Origin of the sequence: Deferribacter autotrophicus, from assembly GCF_008362905.1 — a bacterium.
GTDB lineage: Bacteria > Chrysiogenota > Deferribacteres > Deferribacterales > Deferribacteraceae > Deferribacter > Deferribacter autotrophicus.
In genome coordinates this window covers 220,680-242,035 of sequence record NZ_VFJB01000001.1, presented here as the reverse complement: position 1 = coordinate 242,035, position 21,356 = coordinate 220,680, and the positions used below count along the sequence as shown (strand labels likewise).

The window sequence follows — 21,356 nt, the reverse complement described above, 5'->3', positions numbered from 1 at the left end:
TTTTAAAAGAGGTATATCGTTAAATGGATTTAAATAAAACATTTATAGGTCGCCAACCTATATTAGATGAAAATAGTAAACTTGTTGGGTATGAATTATTGTTCAGAAAATCTGGAGATGCAACAAAAGCTGAGATAAATGACCCCTTTACGGCTATTATTGAAACCCTTGTTAATGCACTTGATTACTTTGGAATAGATGTACTAGTTGGAAATGGATATGGCTTTATAAATGTTAATAAAAGAGTTTTAATGTCGCCAATTATTGAGCTTTTACCTTCAAAGCGTTTTATTCTTGAAATTCTTGAAGATGTTACAATTGATAAAGAGTTGATTGAAAGATTAGAGGACTTAAGGTCGAATGGATATCTATTTGCTTTAGATGATTTTATTTTTAAACAATTCAATATTAATGCTTTGAAAAATGTGGAGCCTTTTATTGATATTATTAAAGTGGATCTTTTAAATATTAGTGAAGAAGAAATAATAAGGAATACAAAATATTTAAAGAAAACAAACTGCTTTCTTTTGGCAGAAAAGGTGGAAAATAGAGAACAATACGAACTCTGTAAATTCCTTGGTTATGATTATTTTCAAGGGTTTTACTTTGAAAAACCTGAGACTTTGGAAGCAAGAAAAATTGACCCACAGAGAATGGGAATTCTTAGATTAATTAACTTGATTAATAGAGATTCGAATATAAAAAAAATTGTAGATACATTCAATTTGTATCCAGATCTTAGTGTAAATTTATTAAAGTTTATTAATTCTGCAGCTTTTTATTTAAGAAATGAAGTAAAATCTATTCAGCATGCGATAAGTCTAATAGGTATGAAAAAACTTTTAAACTGGTTGATAATGCTAAGTTATGTTAGTAAAAATAACTTTGGACTTGATTCACCTCTTTTTCAGATGGTGGCTGTAAAGGCAAAAACAATGGAAATCTTATGTAGCGATTACCTTAAGAGAAGTGATTGCGATAGCGCTTTTTTAGCTGGCTTACTTTCAAATATAGATGTTCTTTTTTCTATGCCTAAAGAGAGGTTGTTGAATGAAATTTCTGTTTCAGAAGAGATAAAACGTGGTGTTTTACATTATGAAGGGTTTATAGGTGAGCTCTTAAAAATTGTCGAACAAAGTGATAAAGAAGAAGACATAACTGAGATTGAAAATAATTTAGGTTTGACGTTAGAACAGATTACTGATGCAAAACTGAAAAGTTATAAGTGGTTTTATACTCTTATAAGGGAATTGTAGTAACTTTTTTTTATCTAAAAATTTTTTGGTAGATGGCAAACTGCTTTGCCACTCTTGCTGTTCTCCTACCTCTGTTTATTGCAAAGTTTTCAGCTTCTTTTTCCCAATCTTCAAAAAATGGTATTGAATATTTATCCATGTAATATTTACATATATCAAGATATGTTTTTCTGCTGATTGGATAAAAACCAATTACGAGCCCAAATCTTGCATAAAGAGACATTGCTTCATTTATTTCATCTCTGTTATACGGAGTATCAGAATCGTAAGTTTTATCTTCAATGAGATGCCTCCTGTTAGACGTAGCTACAAACATAACATTTGGAGGGGTGGATTCGAGTCCACCCTCCATAATTGATTTGAATTTTCTGTAATAGATGTCTTGTTCATCAAAGGAAATATCATCAAAAAACAGGATAAATCTAAATTCTTTGAATGGACGAAGCGTTTTAAATAGCTTGAAAATTGTTTCAATTTTTTCTTGCGGAAACTCTATAACTCTCAATCCTCTTTCACTGTATTCGGTTAAAAGCATATTTATTAATGAGGACTTGCCACATCCTCTTTCACCCCAAAGAAGCATATTTAAAGAAATACCTTTTTCAATAAAAGATTCTATATTTTTTGTTGCAAAATGTATCTGATTATCGATTCCTATTAAATCTTTTCTTCTTACACTTTCTATAAAGTGTATTTCTTCAAGTTGTTGACCGTCCCATCTAAAGGCTGGGCAGTTTTTGAAAATATTCTCCACGCTTATAGCCTCATTGCAATTTCTTTTGCAAAATAAGTAAGGATTAAATCAGCCCCAGCTCTTTTTATTGAAATTAGGGACTCATATATAACTTTTTCATCTAGCCATCCTTTTTCTATAGCAGCTTTAAGCATGGAATACTCACCGCTGACGTTATAAGCAGCCACAGGTACGTTGAAATTATCCTTTATTTCTCTGATGATATCAAGGTAAGGAAGAGCTGGTTTTACCATAATTATGTCAGCCCCTTCCATCAGATCAAGTTCTGCTTCCCTTAATGCTTCTAGCCTATTGGGAGGATCCATTTGATAAGTTCTTCTATCCCCAAAAGCTGGTGTGCTTTCGGCAGCGTCTCTGAACGGTCCGTAAAAAGCTGATGCATATTTAACAGCATAACTCATAATAGGAATGTTATAAAAGCCGTTTTCATCAAGAATGTCTCTGATTGCAGCCACTCTTCCATCCATCATATCACTTGGAGCAACCATATCTGCTCCAGCTTTGGCATGGCTTAAAGCTTCAAGAGCTAAGTATTTCAGAGTTTCATCGTTATCCACATCCCCATCCTTTATGATACCACAATGTCCGTGACTGGTGTATTCGCACATGCAGACATCTGTAATTACCTGCAAAGTTTTAGTATTTTCTTTAATAGCTTTGATTGTTCTTTGAATAATCCCTTCATCGTTGTAGGCTTCACTACCCAATTCATCTTTGTGTTCAGGAATGCCGAATAGGATTACTCCAGGGATTCCAAGTTTTTCCGCTTCAATACATTCTTTAACGATATTATCAATGCTCATCTGAAATACACCTGGCATTGATGGGACTTCATTTTTTACATTTTCTTCTTCAACTACAAAAAGAGGATATATTAAATCATCTACACTTAGGTTTGTTTCCCTAATCATTCTTCTAATAGTTTCATTTCTTCTTAATCTTCTTCCTCTAATTGTCGGAAAACTCATAATATCCTCCTAGTTTTAGTTATTTTTTGAAAGAGATGAAATCAATTTTACCATCTCCTTAACAGTATATTTTTCAGGGTAGTATGATTTTATCCCTTCTTTTTCCAGAAACTTTGCGGTGGTTTTTCCTATTGAGATAATAGTGAGTAAATTTAAATTTATATTTTTTGCTTGCTTTAAAAAACTTCTTGCAGCCGACGGCGAAGCGAAGGTTACAGTATCAATATTGTTATTTATAACAAAGTTATCAATATATCCTTCTGGATAATTTTCTTCCACAGTTTTGTAAATATAGCAAATTTCTACTAGAGCTTTTCTTTGCTTTAGATAATTTTCTAAGAGGTCACTTCTAGCAGGGGTTGTGGGGATGAGGAAAAAATTATTTTTTATGTCCATATTGTCTAAAACTTTTATTAAGCCTTCGGCAGAAAATTCATCAGGTATTATATTGGGAATGATATCAAATTGTTTTAATAAAGAAGCCGTTTTTTCACCAACGGCAATTATATTTTTGAATTTTATTTTTTTTAAATTGTTTGCGAAATAAGTTACGGCATTTGTGCTTGTAAAAACGATAAAGTCGTAGTTGTTTGAAGAAACCGAATAATCCAAAGGGATAGTTTTTATCATAGGTAGTAAAAAAGGGTGAAAACCGGATTTGGACAATTCATTTATAAATTCTACCGACTGATTAGGCTGTCTTGTTATTAATACATTTTTAATTCTCTGTTTCATAGATCTCTTGAATTATTTTGTCTCCACCTTTATCAAGAATTGTTTGTGCTAGTTTTATTCCGAGTTTTTCAGCATCCTCTTTTTGACCGGTTATCTCTTCGTATAAAAATTTTGAGCCGTCTAAATTTGCAAGAAACCCTTTTATAAAAAGCTTATCTTTATCAAGCTTAGCATAGCAGCCTATTGGTACCTGACATCCACCTTCGAGAGTTTTAAGGAAAGCTCTTTCAGCTTTTGAGCAAATATTTGTTTCTTCATCATTTAGAAAGGAGAGGATATCGATAGTTTCTTTATCTTTTTCTCTAACTTCGATACCGAGAGTACCTTGGCAAACTGCGGGTATCATGAAATCATCGGTCAAGGTTTGTTTGATATGTTCTGTAAGTCCAAGTCTTTTTAAACCTGCTTTTGCAAGAATGATAGCATCAAATTCACCGCTTACAAGTTTTCTAATCCTTGTATCAACGTTACCTCTTAAATCTTTTATCTTTAAATGAGGATATTTTCTAAGAAGTTGAACCTTTCTTCTCAGACTACTTGTTCCAACCACTGCCCCATCAGGTAAACTATCAATACTGTCATATTTTACTGAGAGAAAAGCGTCAAAAGGTTCTTCTCTTTCAGGATGAATAAAAATATCAAGTCCTTCAGGAAGCTCTACAGGGACATCTTTCATTGAGTGTACTGCAAGGTCAATTGTACCTTTAAGTAGCTCCTGCTCTATTTCTTTTACAAAAAGCCCTTTACCACCTATTTTGGCTAGAGGAGTATCAAGAATTTTATCTCCGGTGGTTTTAATGATTTTTAATTCCACTTTGATACCGTGTTTCTCTTCAATCCTCGATTTAATATAGTTTGCCTGCCAGAGAGCAAGCTTACTACCTCTTGTGCCAATTACAATTTTTTCCATCGTCACTCCTTTATGTTAAATAAAATTTGTGCTGCTTCTGATATAGTATATTTTTCTTTTTCAATACTTTTGTTTTTAAGTACTGTGAGAGGGTTGTGCAAGATTTTATTCATATAAGATGTGAGAAGATAATCTATCTGTTTTTTCAAATCTGCATCTTCAATTTGGTTTTTTGAAAAGAATTTTTCAAGTTCTGTTTCTTTTATTTTTTCAAAATTTTGTCTAATTAATTTTATGGTTGGAACAATTTTTAGAGATTCAAGCCACTTGTTAAATTCTTCAACATAATACTCAATAAATTTCAGTGCCTTTTGTGCTTCTTTTTCTCTTTCTCTTTTATTTGCTTCAACTACATCTTTCAAATCATCAATATCATACACGTAAATATTGTCCAAATTTGAAATGTCTGGATCGATATCTCTTGGGACCGCAATATCAATGAAAAACATTGGAGAATATTTTCTTTTTTTCATTATATCTTTAATGTGTTGATATGTTACAATGTAGTTTGGAGCTCCTGTAGAACTTATGACGATATCGACCTTTGGTAAATAATTGATAAAACTGTCGAAAGGAATAGGTTCACCATTCACTTCATTTGCAAGAGTTACTGCTCTCTCAAAGGTTCGATTTGTCACATATATTTTATTGATATTTGAAGTTTGCAAATGCTTAGCAGCAAGTTCACACATTTCACCAGCACCAATTATTAGTGCTGTGTTATTTTTTAAATCACCAAATATTTTTTTTGCAAGCTCAACGGCAGCATAACTAACTGATACAGGATTTTCTGAAATAGCAGTATGAGTACGCACTTTTTTAGCTGTTTTTAAAGTAAATTGTTCAAGTTGTTTTAAATAGGTTCCAAACTTACCGTACAGTCTTGCTTGATTGAATGAATCTTTTACCTGTCCAAGAATTTGTGGTTCACCAAGAACTAGAGAATCAAGTCCACACGCTACCTTAAATAAATGTTTTAATGCTTCAGTTCCGCAGTAAACATATGTGTAATTTTTTAATTCCATTATATCAATACCGCTGCGTTCAGATAGTCTGTTGATAATTGCTTCAACATTACATAGGAAATCATCAGTAATAATGTAATATTCTACTCTATTGCATGTTGATATAATTAATGTTTCATAAATTCTTTCAGTTGATAGTAAAAGCGAATATTCTTTTTGAAGTTCGTCTTCTTTAAGACTTAGTTTTTCTCTAATTTCTACTGGTGCTGTATTGTGATTTAATCCTACTATGGCTAACTGCATCAGATTATCCTTTTAAAAATGTTATTACAGTAAAATAAGTGATAATTAGTGATATAAATCCAATTATGCTCCATAATGCACCACTTTTTGGGCTTAATCCCCTTATAAACTTTAGCAAAATAATGATGCCAAAAATAATCCATGAAATTAAAGCAAAAATTATTTTGGGATGTGTGGTAATAGATATATTTTGCAAACTTAGAGCCCACAGAAAACCACTGATTACACCAATTGTATAAAAGGCAAATCCGGAAAGTAGAGTTATGTTGTTTAATTTATTAATTGTTTCTAAAGGTGGGAATCTATTAAAAATCAAACCAAAATGTTTCCTTTTGATTTGTCTTTCTTGAAGGAAGTAAATTAGACCTGTTATTGCTGATAAAAAAAACAAAGAAGTACCAAATATTATGAAAGGAAGATGAATATAAAGCCAAAAATCTTTATTTGCTGTAGGAATACCAACAGTTTTCAATTTTAATATAGCTATTATTGAGCAAATAATGACAACAGGAGATATGAGAAGATAAAGTAAAGGTCTTTTGTACGTTAGATAAAGAATTATATAAATAATATTCATGGATAGCGCCATAAAAGTAAAAATTTCACCTATTGTATCAAAGGGGGAGTTGCTTTCAATATAAAAAAGATTGATAGTGAACGTAATATTAAAGAGTAACCCGATTAATATAAAAAGGTTTGTTATTTTAAAGAGGTTTTTATATCCTAAAAAGAAATAGAGCATTATATGCAAAAAGGCGAGTAAATAGAAAAGGAAAGCAATATCAAATAACATATTCTCCTCCAAATACTACAATCAAAATAACCATAAATTATTTATTATTACAAGCATAAAGTTTATATATCTAAAATAAATTTGTCAAAAAATTTATTGTTTAATTTATACTTATTTAGTATGGTTGTCCATAAAAATATGATGGGAAATTCGGTGAAAAGTTTAATTAAAAAAAGTTGGTCTATAAGTTGGCCAATGATTTTGATTATGTTTTTTGAGTTTATAATAAGTCTTACAGATGTATACATTGCCGGAAAGTTGGGTAAAGAATATCAAGCAGCTGTCGGTTTTGTGTCTCAAGTTTATTTTATTTTTATCGTGGTAGTTAACGCTATAACTATGGGGACTGTAGCTGTAGTTTCAAGAAAATGGGGTGAAAAAAACAGAGAGGAATTGGAAACAACTATTTCATCGGTTTTTACATTGGCTGTGGTTGCAGGAATTATTTTATCAACTTTGGGAGTTTTTTTTGCAAAAAATATAACTCTTAAAATCCCTATTGAGATTCATGTTAGAAAAATTGCAGCAGAATTTGCTTTTTTTTATTCATTTGGAATTGTTTTTCATTACTTACTGATTTTAAGTAATGGTGTATTAAGATCAATTAAGAGCGTAAAAAAATCTCTTCTTACTATGTTTATTGTAGCTGTTAGTAATGTTGCTCTCAATTTTTTCTTTGTATTTGCTACACCTATTGGTTTTAGGGGAGTGGCTCTTTCCACTGCAGTAAGTGTATTTATTGGGGCTTTAATAAATTATTTAAATTTGAAAACGTTGGTTAATAGATTAGTTTTGAAAATCTATGTTATTAAAAAAGTATTGAAGATAGGTATTCCAAGTGGAATTTTGCAGATAGGGTGGCAACTTGGTTCAACAGTTTTATTTCTAATAATAAATTCTTTAAAAGAAAATCGTGTAGAAGTTATGGCTGCTTTTACTAATGGTATCAGAATCGAAGCTGCTATTTATTTGCCAGCATTTGCTTTTAATATGGCAAATGCTGTGATTATAGGTAATTTACTTGGAGAAAATAAAAAAAAGGATGCTTTTAAAAATGGTCTTGTTACCGCAATTATGGGGACAATTGTTGTAACAATTATGACAATTTTTATTATAATTTATGCTAAAAGTATTGCAGAATTTCTTTCACATAACAGTGTTGTTATAAATGAAACTATAAGATATTTGTATATTAGTATGATAAGTGAACCTTTTATGGCCTGGGGAGTTATTTTAGGAGGAGCAATGTCAGGAGCTGGTGATACAAAAACAGTTATGAAGAATGTACTTTTTTCATTATGGTTTATAAGAATACCTTTAGCATTTATTTTTGTGAGTGTGTTGGGGTTTGGTGCTTCATTTATATGGTGGAGCATGAATATATCGATTTTAATTCAATGTTTTTTGATGACAAGACAATATTGGAAGAAGAGGTGGATGGAATATGTTTTGTGAAAAAATAGGTCTTCAGCATAAGAATATTTTATTTGAGAGGTTTAAAAAAGTTGATACTATGATATCTGAATATAATTTTGCAAATATTTATCTTTTTCGAGATAAACACGACTATGAATTGTGCTGGTATAATGGGAAAAATAATTCGGAATATTTATTTATTAAAGGTATTACATACGATGGATTGCGCTATGTTATGCCTACTATGAATCTTGAAGAAGTCCCAAAAGATATACTTAGAGATGTTTTGAGTTATGTGGATGCTATTTTTCCAGTGGATGAGAAATGGCTTGATTATTTAAAGGATCAGTTTGTTTTTGATTATAAAGATGGAGATTCAGATTACATATATACAGTTGAAAAAATTAGTACCTATAAAGGGAGAAAATTGCATAAAAAGAGAAATCTATTGAAACAGTTTTATAAACTTTATGAACATGAGTGTAAACCATTAACAGATGATTTTGTAAATGATGCGAGGGAAATTCTTGATTTATGGATAGAAGAAAACAACTTTAAAAAAGATGATACAGATTATTATGCATGTCAGGAGGCTCTTAATTTACTAGATGAGCTCGTTTTGTGTGGCCTCATTTATTATGTAAACGGAAAACCTGCAGGTTTTATTATAGGTGAGGAGCATAATGAAGATATGTTTGTTATTCATTTTGCTAAAGGGTTAAAAAGATATAAAGGTATTTATCAGTTTATTTATAATGATTTTGCAAAGAGATTACCTAAAAGATATAAATTTTTAAACTTTGAGCAGGATCTAGGACAGATGGCTCTAAGAAAAGCAAAATCATCTTATTATCCAGACATATTGTTGAAAAAATTTAGAATTAGTTTAAAATAAAAGTAGTGGTTTTTATTGAGGTAATTTATGAGTATGCTGAAAATTAAAATAGCGGCTCCTGCTGGTTTTGGTATTATGAGTATGGGGCCTTTGCTTGCTAAAGTATTAAAAAGGTATGGATTTTATGTGATGGGTTATCCAGAATATCCATCACTTATTCGAGGTGGCTATAATAGTTACCTGCTTATGATATCGGATGAGCCAGTTTATAGCCCTTATGAAAAAACAGATATTTTATTAACTTACAGTAAATTGTCATTTGATAAAGAAGATTTGAAATCAGATACTATTGTAATTGCTGATTTTGAAAAACTTAGAGTTGATAAATCAAATTTAAATTGCAAAGTTTATGACATCCCCTTTGCAAAGACTGTTAAAGAAGAAGGATTACCAGATATAGTTCAAAATATTATTGGTATAGCCTATCTTTGTAAGGGTATGGGGATAGATATCTCCGTTTTAAAGGAAGTTTTAAAGGGAGCATTATCTGATAAAGTGTTAGAGGTTAACTATAAAGCCGCTGAGTGTGGTTACAGGCTGTGTACAGAACATTTTGTTAATGTGGAGTGGGAAAAGAGGGATTTGAATGAACATATAATAATGACTGGGAACGAAGTGGCTGCAACTTCTGCAATAACTGCAGGTGTAAATTTTTACAGTACGTATCCTATGACGCCTGCTTCCACTGTTCTTCATTTTTTGGCAAAGTATGCTAAGGATTACAATATCATTGTAAAGCATACAGAGGATGAAATTGCTGGGATTACAATGGCAATTGGTGCTGCTTATGCAGGTGCAAGGGCTATGACTGGAACATCAGGTGGTGGATTTTCCTTAATGGTAGAGGGGTTAGGACTTGCTGCTATAACCGAGACTCCGCTTGTATTATTTATTAGTCAAAGGCCCGGCCCGGCTACTGGAATGCCCACTTGGCAGGAGCAGGCTGATTTGAGGTTTGTACTCCATGCATCTCAAGATGAATTTGTAAGAGCAGTTTTTACACCAGGGGATTTGAAAGAACTTTTTTATGCAGTGTTTGATGCGTTTAATATTGCTGAAAAATACCAGATTCCTGTCTTTGTTTTATCGGACAAATATCTATCAGAATCAATATTTATGGAAGATGGTTTTAAAACGGAAGGTTTGAAAATAGATAGGGGGTATATTTTTGAAGGTGACAAATCAGATCCTATGAATCTGTTTCCAAGGTATAAAGAGTATAAAGATGGTATTCCCAAGAGAGCGTTTCCTGGTACCCCAGGGGGGATTCATAAAACTCCTAGCAATGAGCATGATGAATACGGTTTTGTAAGTGATGATGCTTTCATCAGAAAAGAGCAGCAAGAAAGACGATTTAGAAAACTGGAAAATTTAGTTAAAGAAATGCCAACTCCTCTGCTTTATGGGGACGAGACTGCTGATATTACCTTTGTATCCTGGGGTTCTACAAAAACAGTTCTTTTTGAAGCGATGAAATATGAAAAGAATTTTAATTTTATTCACTTTCCTTCAATATATCCAATTGATTGGAAGAGTACTAAGGGGTTACTTGAAACCAGGAAAAAATTAATTCTTATAGAAAATAATTTTACCGGGCAACTAGGGGGTATCATTGCTGAAAACACCGGAGTATTTATTGAAGATAAATTTCTAAAATATGATGGAAGACCGTTTTTTGTGGAAGAAGTTTTAAATATATTAAAGAGGGTTTCATAATGAAGCCAATGGAGCTTAATACAAATAAAAAACCAGTATGGTGTCCAGGATGTGGTAATTATGCTATTTGGAATGCTTTAAAGGGGGCTATTGCAGAGCTTGGTTTAAATCCTTGGGAAGTAGTAACTGTTTCAGGGATTGGTTGTTCTGGAAAAATGGTAAATTATATCAAATGTTATGGTTTCCATTCTCTACATGGTAGAGTGATACCTGTTGCTACAGGTGTGAAGTTAGCAAATAAAAATCTCACTGTTATTGCTAATGGTGGAGATGGGGACGGCTATGGAATGGGGCTAGGTCATTTTATACATGCAATGAGAAGAAATGTGGATATAACTTACATTGTTCATAATAACAGGACGTATGGCCTTACAACAGGCCAAGCATCTCCAACAACATTAAAAGGAGTTGTTACCAAGTCAACTCCGGAAGGTGTGATTGATGAGCCGGTTAATCCTATTGTTTATGCTTTGAGTGCTGGGGCTACATTTATTGCAAGAGGGTATTCAGGGGAAAGCGAGTTGTTAAAAGAATTAATAAAGGAAGGAATTAATCATAAAGGTTTTGCACTTATAGATGTTTTACAGCCATGTGTATCGTTTGCTAAAGAATTTTCTTATGATTTTTATGATAATAGAGTGTATAAGTTGGATGATAATTATGATTTTACCTCTAAAGAAAATGCATATAAAATAGCTTATGAAGAAGATAGATTTGCATTAGGGATTATCTACAAAGATATTTCGAAGCCATCTTATGAAGAGCAGCATTCGGTTTTGAAAGACAAGGCATTGGTGGAAAGAGAGGTAAGGGTTAGAGATATAAGTAATATTTTATCAGCTTACAAATAATTGGTTAGTATTTAAAAAGAAGCTAACTAATTGATGGGATGTTGTAAAGGTAGTAAAGGTATTAGGGGGAAAAAGAGAAATAGGAAGATAGATTTGTAGAATGGGTAACATTCACTAAGTTTCTTATAACCTTTACAACCCTTAATACCCCTAAAACCCCTAAAACCTCTACTACTATTACAACCCTTATTAATTGGATTATTTATGAAAATTGAGGTGATGCCAGGTTAAGTGTCTATTGCTTTTCATTTCATTTGGTGTTAAATTTTAAAAAAATGGGGGTGAGTTATGCAAGTTAGTAAGGATATGGTAATAGCTGATGTTTTAAGGAAATATCCTAAGGCTGTGGAGGTGTTTGAAAAGTTTAATATGGGTTGTGTAAGCTGTTTAGGTGTGCAAAATGAGACTCTTGAAAAAGGGTGTATGATGCATGGAATAAATGTAAATGAACTTATCAGGGCCTTGGAGGATTATATAAGTGAAAATTACTGATTTAACAGATCGGTTTTTTCTGATTGACCATGGCCCAACATATACCTGTGGGGTAAATACAGAGGATGGAGTAATTCTTTTTGATACATCACTTGATGGCTCAAATGCTAAAAAAATTGATAAAATTTTACAAAAAGATGTAAAAGCCATTTTTCACACCCATTCGCATGCTGATCACATGGGAGGAGATTTCTTCTTTGTAAACAAGTATGATTGCCAAGTTTATATAGATAAAAGGGAATTATCTTTTGTAGCGGATACCTTTTTGGAGCCTTCACTACTTTATGGTGGAGCTGCTTATATTGAAATTACAGGGAAGTTTTTATCGGCTAATTCTGTGGAAAAGGTGGAAAAACTTGAAAAAGGGGTTCATTTTTTGAATAAGAACGATATAACTGTTTTTGATCTAAGCGGTCATTCACCAGGACTTACTGGGTATCTCGTTGATGAATATCTGTTTGTTGGTGATGCTTTATTTTCACCTGCCATAATAGAAAAGTACAAGATTTTGTATCTTTTTAATCCGTTTGCATATTATCAGTCTTTAAACAAGATTATGGAAATTGAATGTGAAAATGTAATTTTCTGCCATAAGGGCATGATAGATAAGGAAGAACTGAAAAGTTTAATTGATGTGAATATTAATCATCTTGACAAGATGTATAACACTCTTTATGAACTTTGTGATGGGCTAACGGCCGAAGAGATAAGTGATAGGCTTTTTGAAAAATTTGATATTAAGCTGAATATGGATTTAATAAATTTGATAAATTCTACCGTAAAAGGTTATTTATATTGGCTAGAAAAGGATGAAAAGATAAAACCTTATTATGATAAAGGGATAAGATGGAAAAGAGTTTAATGGAAAGAGAAAAAATAATTTTGGATTTTTCTGATAAATGTTATGTTTTTTCCGAAGAGATTAAACCGCAGGTAAAACCTTTCGTTGTCTATGAGGAAATCAATTTTACGGAAATTTTTAATAACAATAATCCTGTGAATGTAGAGATTGGAATAGGAAATGGTGAATTTATTACTCATTACGCTGAATTGAATAGCGATGAGAATTATCTTGGTTTTGAAGTGGTTAAAAAGGTTATAAGAAAAGCAATCAGTAGAGTAGAAAGAAAAGGGCTTGAAAATGTAAGACTTATACATTTTGATGCAAAATTTTTTGTAAACCTTTTTCCAAATAACTCAGTAAGAAGGTTTTATATAAATTTCCCTGATCCATGGCCTAAAAAAAAGCATCATAAAAGAAGATTATTAAAGCCTGAGTTTCTTAATTTGATGTCAGAAAAATTAGTAGATGATGGTGAACTTTTTATCGCCACTGATCATGTAGGATATAAAGAGGAGATTGTAACTAATTTGATTACATCTGGTAAATTCAAATCAGTTTTTGATAGCTGGTATATTAATGAGTTGCGCGATTATTATCCCACGAAATATTATCGAAAATTTGCTTCTAAGACCGGTGTTTATTTCTTCCATCTGAAAAATGAAAAATAGATCAGTATATATTTTCATAATTTTCTTATTTTTCATAACCTTAAATTTATATGCAAAAGATGTAGTTGTAATTGATATTAAAGGGATTATAACTTCTGCGACTACCAATTTTGTGAAAAAAGGAATTGTATCAGCGGAAAAAGTGAATGGGATATTACTGTTAAGAATTGATACTCCAGGAGGTCTTCTTTCTTCCACAAGAAATATAATACAGCTTATGTTTAAAAGCAGTGTGCCTGTTGTTTCTGTGGTTTATCCTGCTGGTGCAAGGGCTGGTTCTGCAGGTTCTTTCATAGTAATGGCATCAGATTATGCTTTAATGTATGAAGGTTCTGTTATCGGTGCGGCTCATCCAGTATCAATAACAGGAAAGAACATTGAAGGGGATATGCGAAAGAAGGTTGAAAATGATACTGTAGCTTTTATGAAGGCCATTGCAGAAAAGCGTAAAAGAAATGTAAATAATGCTGTTTTAATGGTAACTGAATCAAAAAGTTTTACAGCTAAAGAAGCTTATGAAAATGGATTAATTGATGGAATAGTTAATTCTGATGATGAAATCGATAAGTTTTTAATGGATACCTTTAACTTTAAAAGTATTAACTATACGTTTTTGAAGCCTACTACTTTTGAAACAATAAAATTTTTTTTGAGTGATCCGAATGTTCTTGTGTTTTTACTTTTAATAACTTTGCTTTCTCTTTATCTTGAGATAAAATTTGGTGGGACGTTTATTTTTGCCGGAATATCAATAATATCTTTTATTCTTTTTTTAATCGGGCTTAATATTATTCCTGTCAATTATTTTGCTTTATTGCTGTTTTTGGCTGGGATTGTGTTACTTATTATGGAGATTTTTATCCCAAGTTTTGGGCTTCTTGCACTTTCTTCTATTGTATTAATAATCTTAGGCCTTAATTTACTTTTTAGAGTTAATGGAAATTTGGGGATAAAAGTGGCTTGGTATGTTATAGCATCGATTGTTTTAATTATAGTTATATTAGTGTTGGTAATTGGCAAGGTTATTATAAAAGATTATAGAAAAAATCCAGTTACAGGAGCTGAGAAATTTAAAGATCTTGAAGGGGAAATAGTTTATTGGGATAAGGGTAAGGGGAAAGTTTTTGTCAATGGTGAGTATTGGGATGCAGTGAGTGATCAAAAATTTAAAAAAGGTGATAAGGTTAAGATAAAAGAAGTAAAAGGGCTAATCCTATTAGTGGAAAAGATCAAGGATGAGTGATTTTATTTTCGTTAAGGATAAATTTAATAAGTATTCCATAAGAGCATTAATTTCATCTTTTGAAAGACATTTTCATTTTGATTACAAATTATTAAACATTGAAGAAATAGAGAATTATAATGTTAAAGGTAAACTCATATTTTTTTCGTTTAACACTTTCAATAAAGAGAAATATTATTTTTTGTCAAAAAAAATAAAAGATAAAGGTGCCATCACAGTTTGCGGAGGACCTCATCCCACTGCTAAACCCTCTGAATGCATAAAATATTTTGATGCTGTTTGTATAGGGGAAGGTGAGGAGATAATTAAAGATGTTGTGGAGGATTTTTTAGATGGTGCTCTAAAGAAAATTTATGAAAATTTTGGTTTAGTCAATATTGATGATTATCCGTCTTTTCCTAAAAAAGAGAAGATGTTTGGGCCTATTGAGATTACAAGAGGATGCTTTTTTAGGTGTAAATATTGTCAGACTCCAAATCTTTTTGATAGAAAGGTAAGGCATAAAGATTTGAGTCGAATTTTTGAAGATGTTGAGTATGCATATAAAAATAATAAAACGGATTTTAGGTTTATTACTCCTGATGCTGCTATTTATCAGTATAACAAAGGAGTAAATTTAGAAGCTATAAAAGAACTTTTTGAGGGGATAAAAAAAATAACAAAATATGATGGTAGGATATTTTTTGGATCTTTTCCTTCAGAGATAAATCCCTATCATGTAAGTAGGGAGTTGATTGAACTAATGAAAAGTTATTGTTCAAACACAAGGGTAGTTATAGGTCTACAGACGGCAAGTGAAAGATTATTATCTATTATAAATAGACCGACTGATTTGGCAAAGGTAGAATCTGTTATAAATGATTTTTTGCAATTTGGTTTTGGTGTGGATGTGGATTTTATTTTTGGACTCCCTTTTGAAGAGGAAAAAGATGTAATTGAGAGTATAAAGTGGATTGAAAAATGGAATGATAGGGTGAGAATCCATGCTCATTATTTTATGCCCTTACCAGGTACTGAGTTTGAAAATGAAATGCCGTCACAATTGAGCGAAAGATCATTATTGAAGCTTAAATCGCTGGAAGGAGAAGGAAAAATATTTGGTCAGTGGGTAAGGCAGATGGACTATTCTAAAAAACTTGTTGAAATATAAAACAAAGTATGATTATAATTATACATGCGGGGGCGGTATGAAAGGTATAGATAAACAAAAAATAAAGGATTTAATTGATTTTCCGGTAATATATACTTTCAAAATTATTGGTGTAAATAGTGATAGTTTTATTTTAGATGTTGAGGGTATTTTTAGCCAAAAAGAAATTTTATCTCTTAAATGGGAAAAAAGTAGGTTGAATAAGTACATATCAGCTACTGTTATTGTTGAGATATCGAATGAAGATGAATTAATTGCATATTATGAAAAGATTAAAGCCATTAAAGAGGTAAAGTATTTTTTGTAAGGGAGAAACATATTGAAGAACCTTTATTTATTTTTAGAAAAGAACCTATTTAACTCTGTGACTAAGAAACTGGTTGGTAATATTTCTGTTTTAGTTCTGCTTCAATTAATAAATATAGCAGTTTTTTTTAATATAAAATCAAAACTTTTATCTTATGCAGAAGAAGGGAATATAGCTCTGATAAGAAAAGTATTACAGGATGGCTCGTTATATTTTATTGTGATTTCAGTAGTATCTATATTTGTAGCTTTTTTTCTTATTTATTTTTTAAGATTTCTAATACTTGTTCCATTAAAGAAAGTTATTAAGATTTTTAACGAAATTGGGAGAGGTGAGGGGGATTTATCTCAAGATTTACCTGTTATTACATATGATGAGTTTAGAGGTCTTTCAGATAGTTATAATGAATTTATAAGAAAACTTAGAGAAATCATTGATAATGTAAGATCTCATGGAATACTTATAGCGATAAGTTCTGCAAAGGTAAAGGCTAAAATAGGCCAGGCTACTATTAATGCTGAAAAACAAAATGAACTTGCTCAGTTTATATTTAACGCAAGTAATGAAGCAAATATTGCAATTTGTGAAGTCACTAAAAATACACAATATGTGACAGAAACGACAAAGGAAAATTTAGATTCTGCCAAAGATTCTTTGGTGAAGATGAACAGTATTGCAGATAAAGTGAATAAGATAAATGAGCAGTTTCAACATTTTGTAAGTGTTGTAGATATGTTAAGTCTAAGTTCTGAAAAGATTAAGGGAGTTTTAGGTTTAATTCAGGATATTGCGGATCAAACTAATTTATTGGCATTAAATGCTGCTATTGAAGCTGCAAGAGCAGGTGAACATGGAAGGGGGTTTGCAGTTGTTGCTGATGAAGTGAGAAAACTTGCTGAAAAAGTTAAAGATGCTACTGATGAAATTAATCAGAATATTAAAAATATGATAGATAATGTTAATGCTACCAAAGGTGAAAGTGAGCATATTGTAAAAGATGTTAAAGAAGCTACAGTGGTTATTGATAAAACAGCAAAACAATTTGAAAAAATGATTAATGATTTTGAGAATAATAGTGATCAATTATTGAAAATAGCTTCGGCAATTGAAGAGTTGTCAATAACAAATGATGAAATCCATAAGAATGTTGAGGAGATACATTCTTTGAGTAAAGATGTTTTAGATAAAATGAATGAGGCAAATATTGCTACAGATGAATTGAATAAAGAAACACAGCTTATGCAGGTATTAGTATCCAAATTTAAAACTGGTGCTGGAGAATGTAAGTTTGAGTCAATATTAAATATTGGGATGAAATACAGAGACCTTTGTTATGAAAGAATAAAGTCACTTAAAGATAGAGGTATTAATGTATTTGATATAAATTATATTCCCATACCTGATACAAATCCTCAAAAATATAAAACAAGCTATGATTCTTATTTTGAAAAAGAACTGCAGCCAATATATGACAAAGGTGTAGAGGAGGTGCCTGGGGGGATTTTTATGTTGTGTGTTGATAAAAATGGGTATGCACCTACACATAATTCGAAGTACTCAAAACAACTTACAGGTAATTATGAAGCAGATTTGATTAATAGTAGAGATAAGAGGATTTATAATGATCCAACGGGGATAAGTGCTGCAAAAAATAGAGAAAAATTTTTATTGCAAACATATATGAGAGATACAGGTGAAATTCTTTGTGATCTTTCTTTTCCAATATTTATAGATGGAAATCATTGGGGTGCCATCAGAATTGGTTTTGATCCTAAAGAGGCTTTTTGTTTAGGTAAATAAAACAAGTACTGGGGTCACCCCATTTTTACTAAGACTATTTTGAATTATGCTTATATGTCAATAAGTTATGTGGAATTGTTTATGGGAAAACATTTTGCTCATTCTCGCCAAACGTCCAGTTTGGCTCCGAGGTAAGTTCCTCTAAAACCGCCATCCATGGCGGTTTTATGGGAACTTAAACCCGCAAACTGTTTTCCCATAAACCTATAAAACAACCTTTTGCAAAAAATGGGGTGACTCCTGAAACAAGTAGTGTTGAAAAATTTCAAAAAATTGGTTATAAGAAATTTACATAAATTGTTTGATTGTGTTGATTTTTTATTTAACAGTGTTATATTTTTAATAATGGTTATGTATGCTAATTTAGATTTATGACATATTTATTAAAATTGAGAGGTGTGTTGTGACTTATAAGGCAAATGTAAAATTAGTTCAATCAGTGCTTCATGCATTGCAGTTGTTTGAAGTGTTTAGAACAACTGAAAATAAGGATGAATTTGGTGTTACTGAATTGAGTAAATCATTAGGGCTACATAAGAACAATGTATTCAGATTATTGGCTACCCTTGAGTCTAGAGGGTATATTGAGCAAAATCCCGAGACAGAAAATTACAGGCTTGGAATTGAAATTTTCAATTTGGGGCAACAATTTATCAATAAGCTAGGTATTTTAAAACTTGCAAAACCGTTTATGGAAAAAATAGTATCTGAGGTAAATGAATCCGTATATATTGGTATTTTGAGAAAAGGGTTTGTTGTATATTTAGATATTGTGGAAGCAAATCAAAATGTAAGGGTAGTTTCAAGAGTAGGAAAAGATGTGCCAGCGTATTGTACTGCTATTGGTAAAATCCAGCTTGCTTATGCTTCCGAAGAGGAAATTAACAGTATTTATATGGGTGCTAGATTAAAAAGATATACAGAAAATACAATTACTTCCTTGCCTGAATTGAAAAAACATCTGAAAGAAGTATTAGCAAATGATTATGCCTTAGATAATGAAGAGTATGAAGAAAGAGTTAGATGTATTGCTGTACCTGTAAAGGATTATTTAGGGGTACCTGTTGCAGCTCTTAGTGTGACTGGACCTGCTTGCAGAATGACTGATGATAAAATTTTTAATGAAATATATCCTGTAGCAAAGAAGTATGCAAGAGAGATATCAAAAAGGCTTGGTTATCAAGGGTGATAAATTTTTAAAAAGTGCTTGACATTATAGAATAAATTATGTAAAAGCTTCTTGCCTTCGATGAGGAGCCCAGGTAGCTCAGTCGGTAGAGCAGAGGACTGAAAATCCTCGTGTCGGTGGTTCGATTCCGCCCCTGGGCACCATCTTTTTTTCTCATTTTATTACCCTCTTAGATTAAAACTCCTTTTTAAGCTATGCACTTCTAGCTCCGAAAAGTCTAGCTTTATAGAAAATAAGAATTAAATAATTAGCATAAAGCACCATAATTGTTTCATAAGGTATAAAGTGTTTTTTGATGAAATAAGATAAATATAAGAAATCGAGGATGTTGCACAATAACAAAAGACTAATCTTGTAACTTTTTAGTAAATAAGAGATTGCTTCGTCGCTGCCGCTCCTCAATGGTGACAGAACAGCCGAATCCTCACCAGCGAGCGTAAGCGAAGCAATCTTTTTGTTATAAATATGTTACAGATTAAATTGAAATTTTGCAGCTTTTCAATTTTTATATTATGCAACATCCTCAAATCATAACTTTTCTTAAGTGTATCCAAAAAAATATAATTTTTAGCCGAAGGCAGATCCGTGAAAGAGTGTGGTTATGAATTTTATGATGAGCAAAAAATTCAGCATAATAGATTTAAAATATCTGTTACGGAAAGATATTTTAGAAGTTTCAAATGATTGATTTGTGCATAATATTTAATATGGACAAAAAATTTATAAAATTTTATTCGATAAAAAAAATTAAATGTTATGTAATTTCTATTATATCATCATCAATTTTTAAATAAGCTCTGTTTCTACCATTGTTTTTAGCCATGTACAGCATTTCATCAGCACATTTTATGATTTCATTACTAGTTTTGTAGTTTTTATTGAAAATACAACAACCTATACTCACAGTAAAAGTTATTGTCTCATTATTGGATTTTATTTTGTAGCTTCGAACGTTTGATAATATCTTGCTTACAACTGTAGCTATAGATTCATTTGAAATGTTTGGGATTAAACATAAAAATTCTTCACCACCAAACCTTCCTATTATATCTGTTTTTCTTAGTGTTGCCCTTAAAATGCTTGAAAAATGAACAAGAACGTCATCTCCTACATCATGTCCATATGTATCATTAATATGTTTAAAGTGATCTAGATCTAAAATTATTACTGCAAAAGGGGTGAGGTATCTATTGAAATTTGCTATTAAAATATTTAGTTGTTCTAAAATAAATCTTCTGTTGTAAAGTTTTGTTAATGGGTCAGTTGTTGCTTTTAAAAATAGTTCTTTATTTATTTCATCAAGCTCATCATTAATTTTTTTTATTTTCACATTATTTATGATTTTAAGAAGCAACTCTTCTGGTGAATATGGTTTTAATAAGTAGTCATCAGCACCAAAAACAATGAGTGTTCTAATTAAGCTACTTTCTCTTGAACCTGTTTGTATTACTATTCTTGTGTTTACTAGTTTTTTATTTTTTCTTATAGCCTTTGTAAGCTCTATACCGTCAATTTCATCCATAAAAATGTCGATAATACATATGTCTGGAATTTGTTTTTCAATTTCCATTAAAAATTTTTTTGGATCAGAAAATAGCTTATATTTTGCATTAGTTTGTTGTAAAACATTTTCAATGAATTTTAATTGAGTAATACTATCATCCACAGCCACAATATAAGAATCTGAGAGATTAATATTTGAATATAAGTTAATTATCTCGTCAACAATATCGACAATGGATTCATCTATTTTATCTCTATCTAAAAATTCAATTATACCATACTCATAAGCATCATATTTTGAAATTTCTTCTTTGTTAGAAGTGATAATTACGAGAGGAATATTCAGATTTTTTTCCTTTAACGATTCACAAAACTGGAAAGCGTTACCGTCTTTTAATTCATAACTCATTATTACTAAATCTGGTTTAATCTCATTTGATATATCAAGAGCCTCGGATATAGATGAAACAGAAGCCACATTAAATTTTTCAGATAGGTAGTTTTCTAAAACATATCTTGACACTTTAGAGGTGTCTGCTATAAGTATGTGTTTTCTCATGATAAATAAACCTTAAGCTTTAAAAAAAGTTTACTATAA

20 protein-coding genes and 1 tRNA gene are annotated in these 21,356 nt (G+C 31.2%); 14 read left to right on the top strand and 7 right to left on the bottom strand.

The genetic code is table 11. The annotated features are described in order from the left end of the window. The first annotated feature begins 23 nt into the window (after positions 1 to 23). Complete coding sequence (locus FHQ18_RS01105; protein ID WP_149265323.1) at positions 24 to 1,256, top strand: EAL and HDOD domain-containing protein; 1,233 nt, start codon at positions 24 to 26, stop codon at positions 1,254 to 1,256. 10 nt (positions 1,257 to 1,266) lie between these two features. On the opposite strand, the gene FHQ18_RS01100 is transcribed toward FHQ18_RS01105, so the two are convergent. Genes FHQ18_RS01100 through FHQ18_RS01075 form a run of 6 tightly spaced genes read right to left on the bottom strand, consistent with a single transcriptional unit; the run spans position 1,267 to position 6,684 of the window. Further along, the gene (locus tag FHQ18_RS01100; RefSeq protein WP_149265322.1) at positions 1,267 to 2,010 is read right to left on the bottom strand and encodes a DUF815 domain-containing protein; all 744 of its coding nucleotides are present in this window, start codon (positions 2,008 to 2,010) and stop codon (positions 1,267 to 1,269) included. A gap of 2 nt (positions 2,011 to 2,012) precedes the next feature. Further along, the gene (gene hemB / locus FHQ18_RS01095) at positions 2,013 to 2,978 is read right to left on the bottom strand and encodes a porphobilinogen synthase (protein WP_149265321.1); all 966 of its coding nucleotides are present in this window, start codon (positions 2,976 to 2,978) and stop codon (positions 2,013 to 2,015) included. Positions 2,979 to 2,993: 15 nt separating this feature from the next. After that, positions 2,994 to 3,713, bottom strand: a complete 720-nt coding sequence (locus FHQ18_RS01090) for a uroporphyrinogen-III synthase (RefSeq protein WP_149265320.1) — start codon at positions 3,711 to 3,713, stop codon at positions 2,994 to 2,996. Beyond that, positions 3,697 to 4,623 (bottom strand): hydroxymethylbilane synthase, encoded by a 927-nt coding sequence (gene hemC / locus FHQ18_RS01085; RefSeq protein ID WP_149265319.1) that lies wholly within the window; start codon positions 4,621 to 4,623, stop codon positions 3,697 to 3,699. Before hemC ends, FHQ18_RS01090 begins: the two co-directional genes overlap by 17 nt. 2 nt (positions 4,624 to 4,625) lie before the next feature. Beyond that, positions 4,626 to 5,891: a glutamyl-tRNA reductase gene (hemA, locus tag FHQ18_RS01080; RefSeq protein WP_149265318.1), complete on the bottom strand. Its 1,266-nt coding sequence runs from the start codon at positions 5,889 to 5,891 to the stop codon at positions 4,626 to 4,628. A 4-nt stretch (positions 5,892 to 5,895) separates the two neighbouring features. Then, a complete protein-coding gene (locus FHQ18_RS01075) occupies positions 5,896 to 6,684 on the bottom strand; it encodes a cytochrome C assembly family protein (protein ID WP_149265317.1) in 789 nt (262 codons plus the stop codon). A 195-nt stretch (positions 6,685 to 6,879) separates the two neighbouring features. Here FHQ18_RS01075 and FHQ18_RS01070 point away from each other — a divergent pair, with 195 nt between their 5' ends. From FHQ18_RS01070 to FHQ18_RS01010, 13 genes are all read left to right on the top strand, one after another. Next, a complete protein-coding gene (locus tag FHQ18_RS01070; protein WP_246798612.1) occupies positions 6,880 to 8,139 on the top strand; it encodes an MATE family efflux transporter in 1,260 nt (419 codons plus the stop codon). Next, positions 8,129 to 8,995: a DUF2156 domain-containing protein gene (locus tag FHQ18_RS01065; protein ID WP_149265315.1), complete on the top strand. Its 867-nt coding sequence runs from the start codon at positions 8,129 to 8,131 to the stop codon at positions 8,993 to 8,995. Before FHQ18_RS01070 ends, FHQ18_RS01065 begins: the two co-directional genes overlap by 11 nt. A gap of 27 nt (positions 8,996 to 9,022) precedes the next feature. Further along, a complete protein-coding gene (locus FHQ18_RS01060; protein ID WP_149265314.1) occupies positions 9,023 to 10,711 on the top strand; it encodes a 2-oxoacid:acceptor oxidoreductase subunit alpha in 1,689 nt (562 codons plus the stop codon). Further along, positions 10,711 to 11,562: a thiamine pyrophosphate-dependent enzyme gene (locus FHQ18_RS01055; RefSeq protein ID WP_149265313.1), complete on the top strand. Its 852-nt coding sequence runs from the start codon at positions 10,711 to 10,713 to the stop codon at positions 11,560 to 11,562. Before FHQ18_RS01060 ends, FHQ18_RS01055 begins: the two co-directional genes overlap by 1 nt. A 288-nt stretch (positions 11,563 to 11,850) precedes the next feature. After that, the gene (locus tag FHQ18_RS01050) at positions 11,851 to 12,054 is read left to right on the top strand and encodes a DUF1858 domain-containing protein (RefSeq protein ID WP_149265312.1); all 204 of its coding nucleotides are present in this window, start codon (positions 11,851 to 11,853) and stop codon (positions 12,052 to 12,054) included. Beyond that, the gene (locus FHQ18_RS01045) at positions 12,041 to 12,916 is read left to right on the top strand and encodes an MBL fold metallo-hydrolase (protein WP_149265311.1); all 876 of its coding nucleotides are present in this window, start codon (positions 12,041 to 12,043) and stop codon (positions 12,914 to 12,916) included. Before FHQ18_RS01050 ends, FHQ18_RS01045 begins: the two co-directional genes overlap by 14 nt. Then, the gene (gene trmB / locus FHQ18_RS01040) at positions 12,901 to 13,566 is read left to right on the top strand and encodes a tRNA (guanosine(46)-N7)-methyltransferase TrmB (protein ID WP_149265310.1); all 666 of its coding nucleotides are present in this window, start codon (positions 12,901 to 12,903) and stop codon (positions 13,564 to 13,566) included. The genes FHQ18_RS01045 and trmB overlap by 16 nt, the downstream gene beginning before the upstream one ends. After that, entirely contained in the window at positions 13,556 to 14,809 is a 1,254-nt protein-coding gene (locus FHQ18_RS01035; protein ID WP_149265309.1) for an NfeD family protein, read from the top strand. The genes trmB and FHQ18_RS01035 overlap by 11 nt, the downstream gene beginning before the upstream one ends. Then, a complete protein-coding gene (locus FHQ18_RS01030) occupies positions 14,802 to 15,959 on the top strand; it encodes a TIGR04013 family B12-binding domain/radical SAM domain-containing protein (protein ID WP_149265308.1) in 1,158 nt (385 codons plus the stop codon). The genes FHQ18_RS01035 and FHQ18_RS01030 overlap by 8 nt, the downstream gene beginning before the upstream one ends. A 37-nt stretch (positions 15,960 to 15,996) precedes the next feature. Next, positions 15,997 to 16,266 (top strand): HP0495 family protein, encoded by a 270-nt coding sequence (locus tag FHQ18_RS01025; RefSeq protein WP_149265307.1) that lies wholly within the window; start codon positions 15,997 to 15,999, stop codon positions 16,264 to 16,266. A 57-nt stretch (positions 16,267 to 16,323) separates the two neighbouring features. Further along, positions 16,324 to 18,066, top strand: coding sequence for a methyl-accepting chemotaxis protein (locus FHQ18_RS01020; protein WP_246798611.1), 1,743 nt, complete (start codon positions 16,324 to 16,326; stop codon positions 18,064 to 18,066). 403 nt (positions 18,067 to 18,469) lie between these two features. Further along, the gene (locus FHQ18_RS01015) at positions 18,470 to 19,255 is read left to right on the top strand and encodes an IclR family transcriptional regulator (RefSeq protein ID WP_149265305.1); all 786 of its coding nucleotides are present in this window, start codon (positions 18,470 to 18,472) and stop codon (positions 19,253 to 19,255) included. Positions 19,256 to 19,322: 67 nt separating this feature from the next. After that, a tRNA-Phe gene (locus tag FHQ18_RS01010) sits at positions 19,323 to 19,398 on the top strand. A 611-nt stretch (positions 19,399 to 20,009) separates the two neighbouring features. Here the strand turns inward: FHQ18_RS01010 and FHQ18_RS01005 are convergent. After that, the gene (locus FHQ18_RS01005) at positions 20,010 to 21,317 is read right to left on the bottom strand and encodes a GGDEF domain-containing response regulator (RefSeq protein ID WP_149265304.1); all 1,308 of its coding nucleotides are present in this window, start codon (positions 21,315 to 21,317) and stop codon (positions 20,010 to 20,012) included. Positions 21,318 to 21,356: the final 39 nt, after the last annotated feature.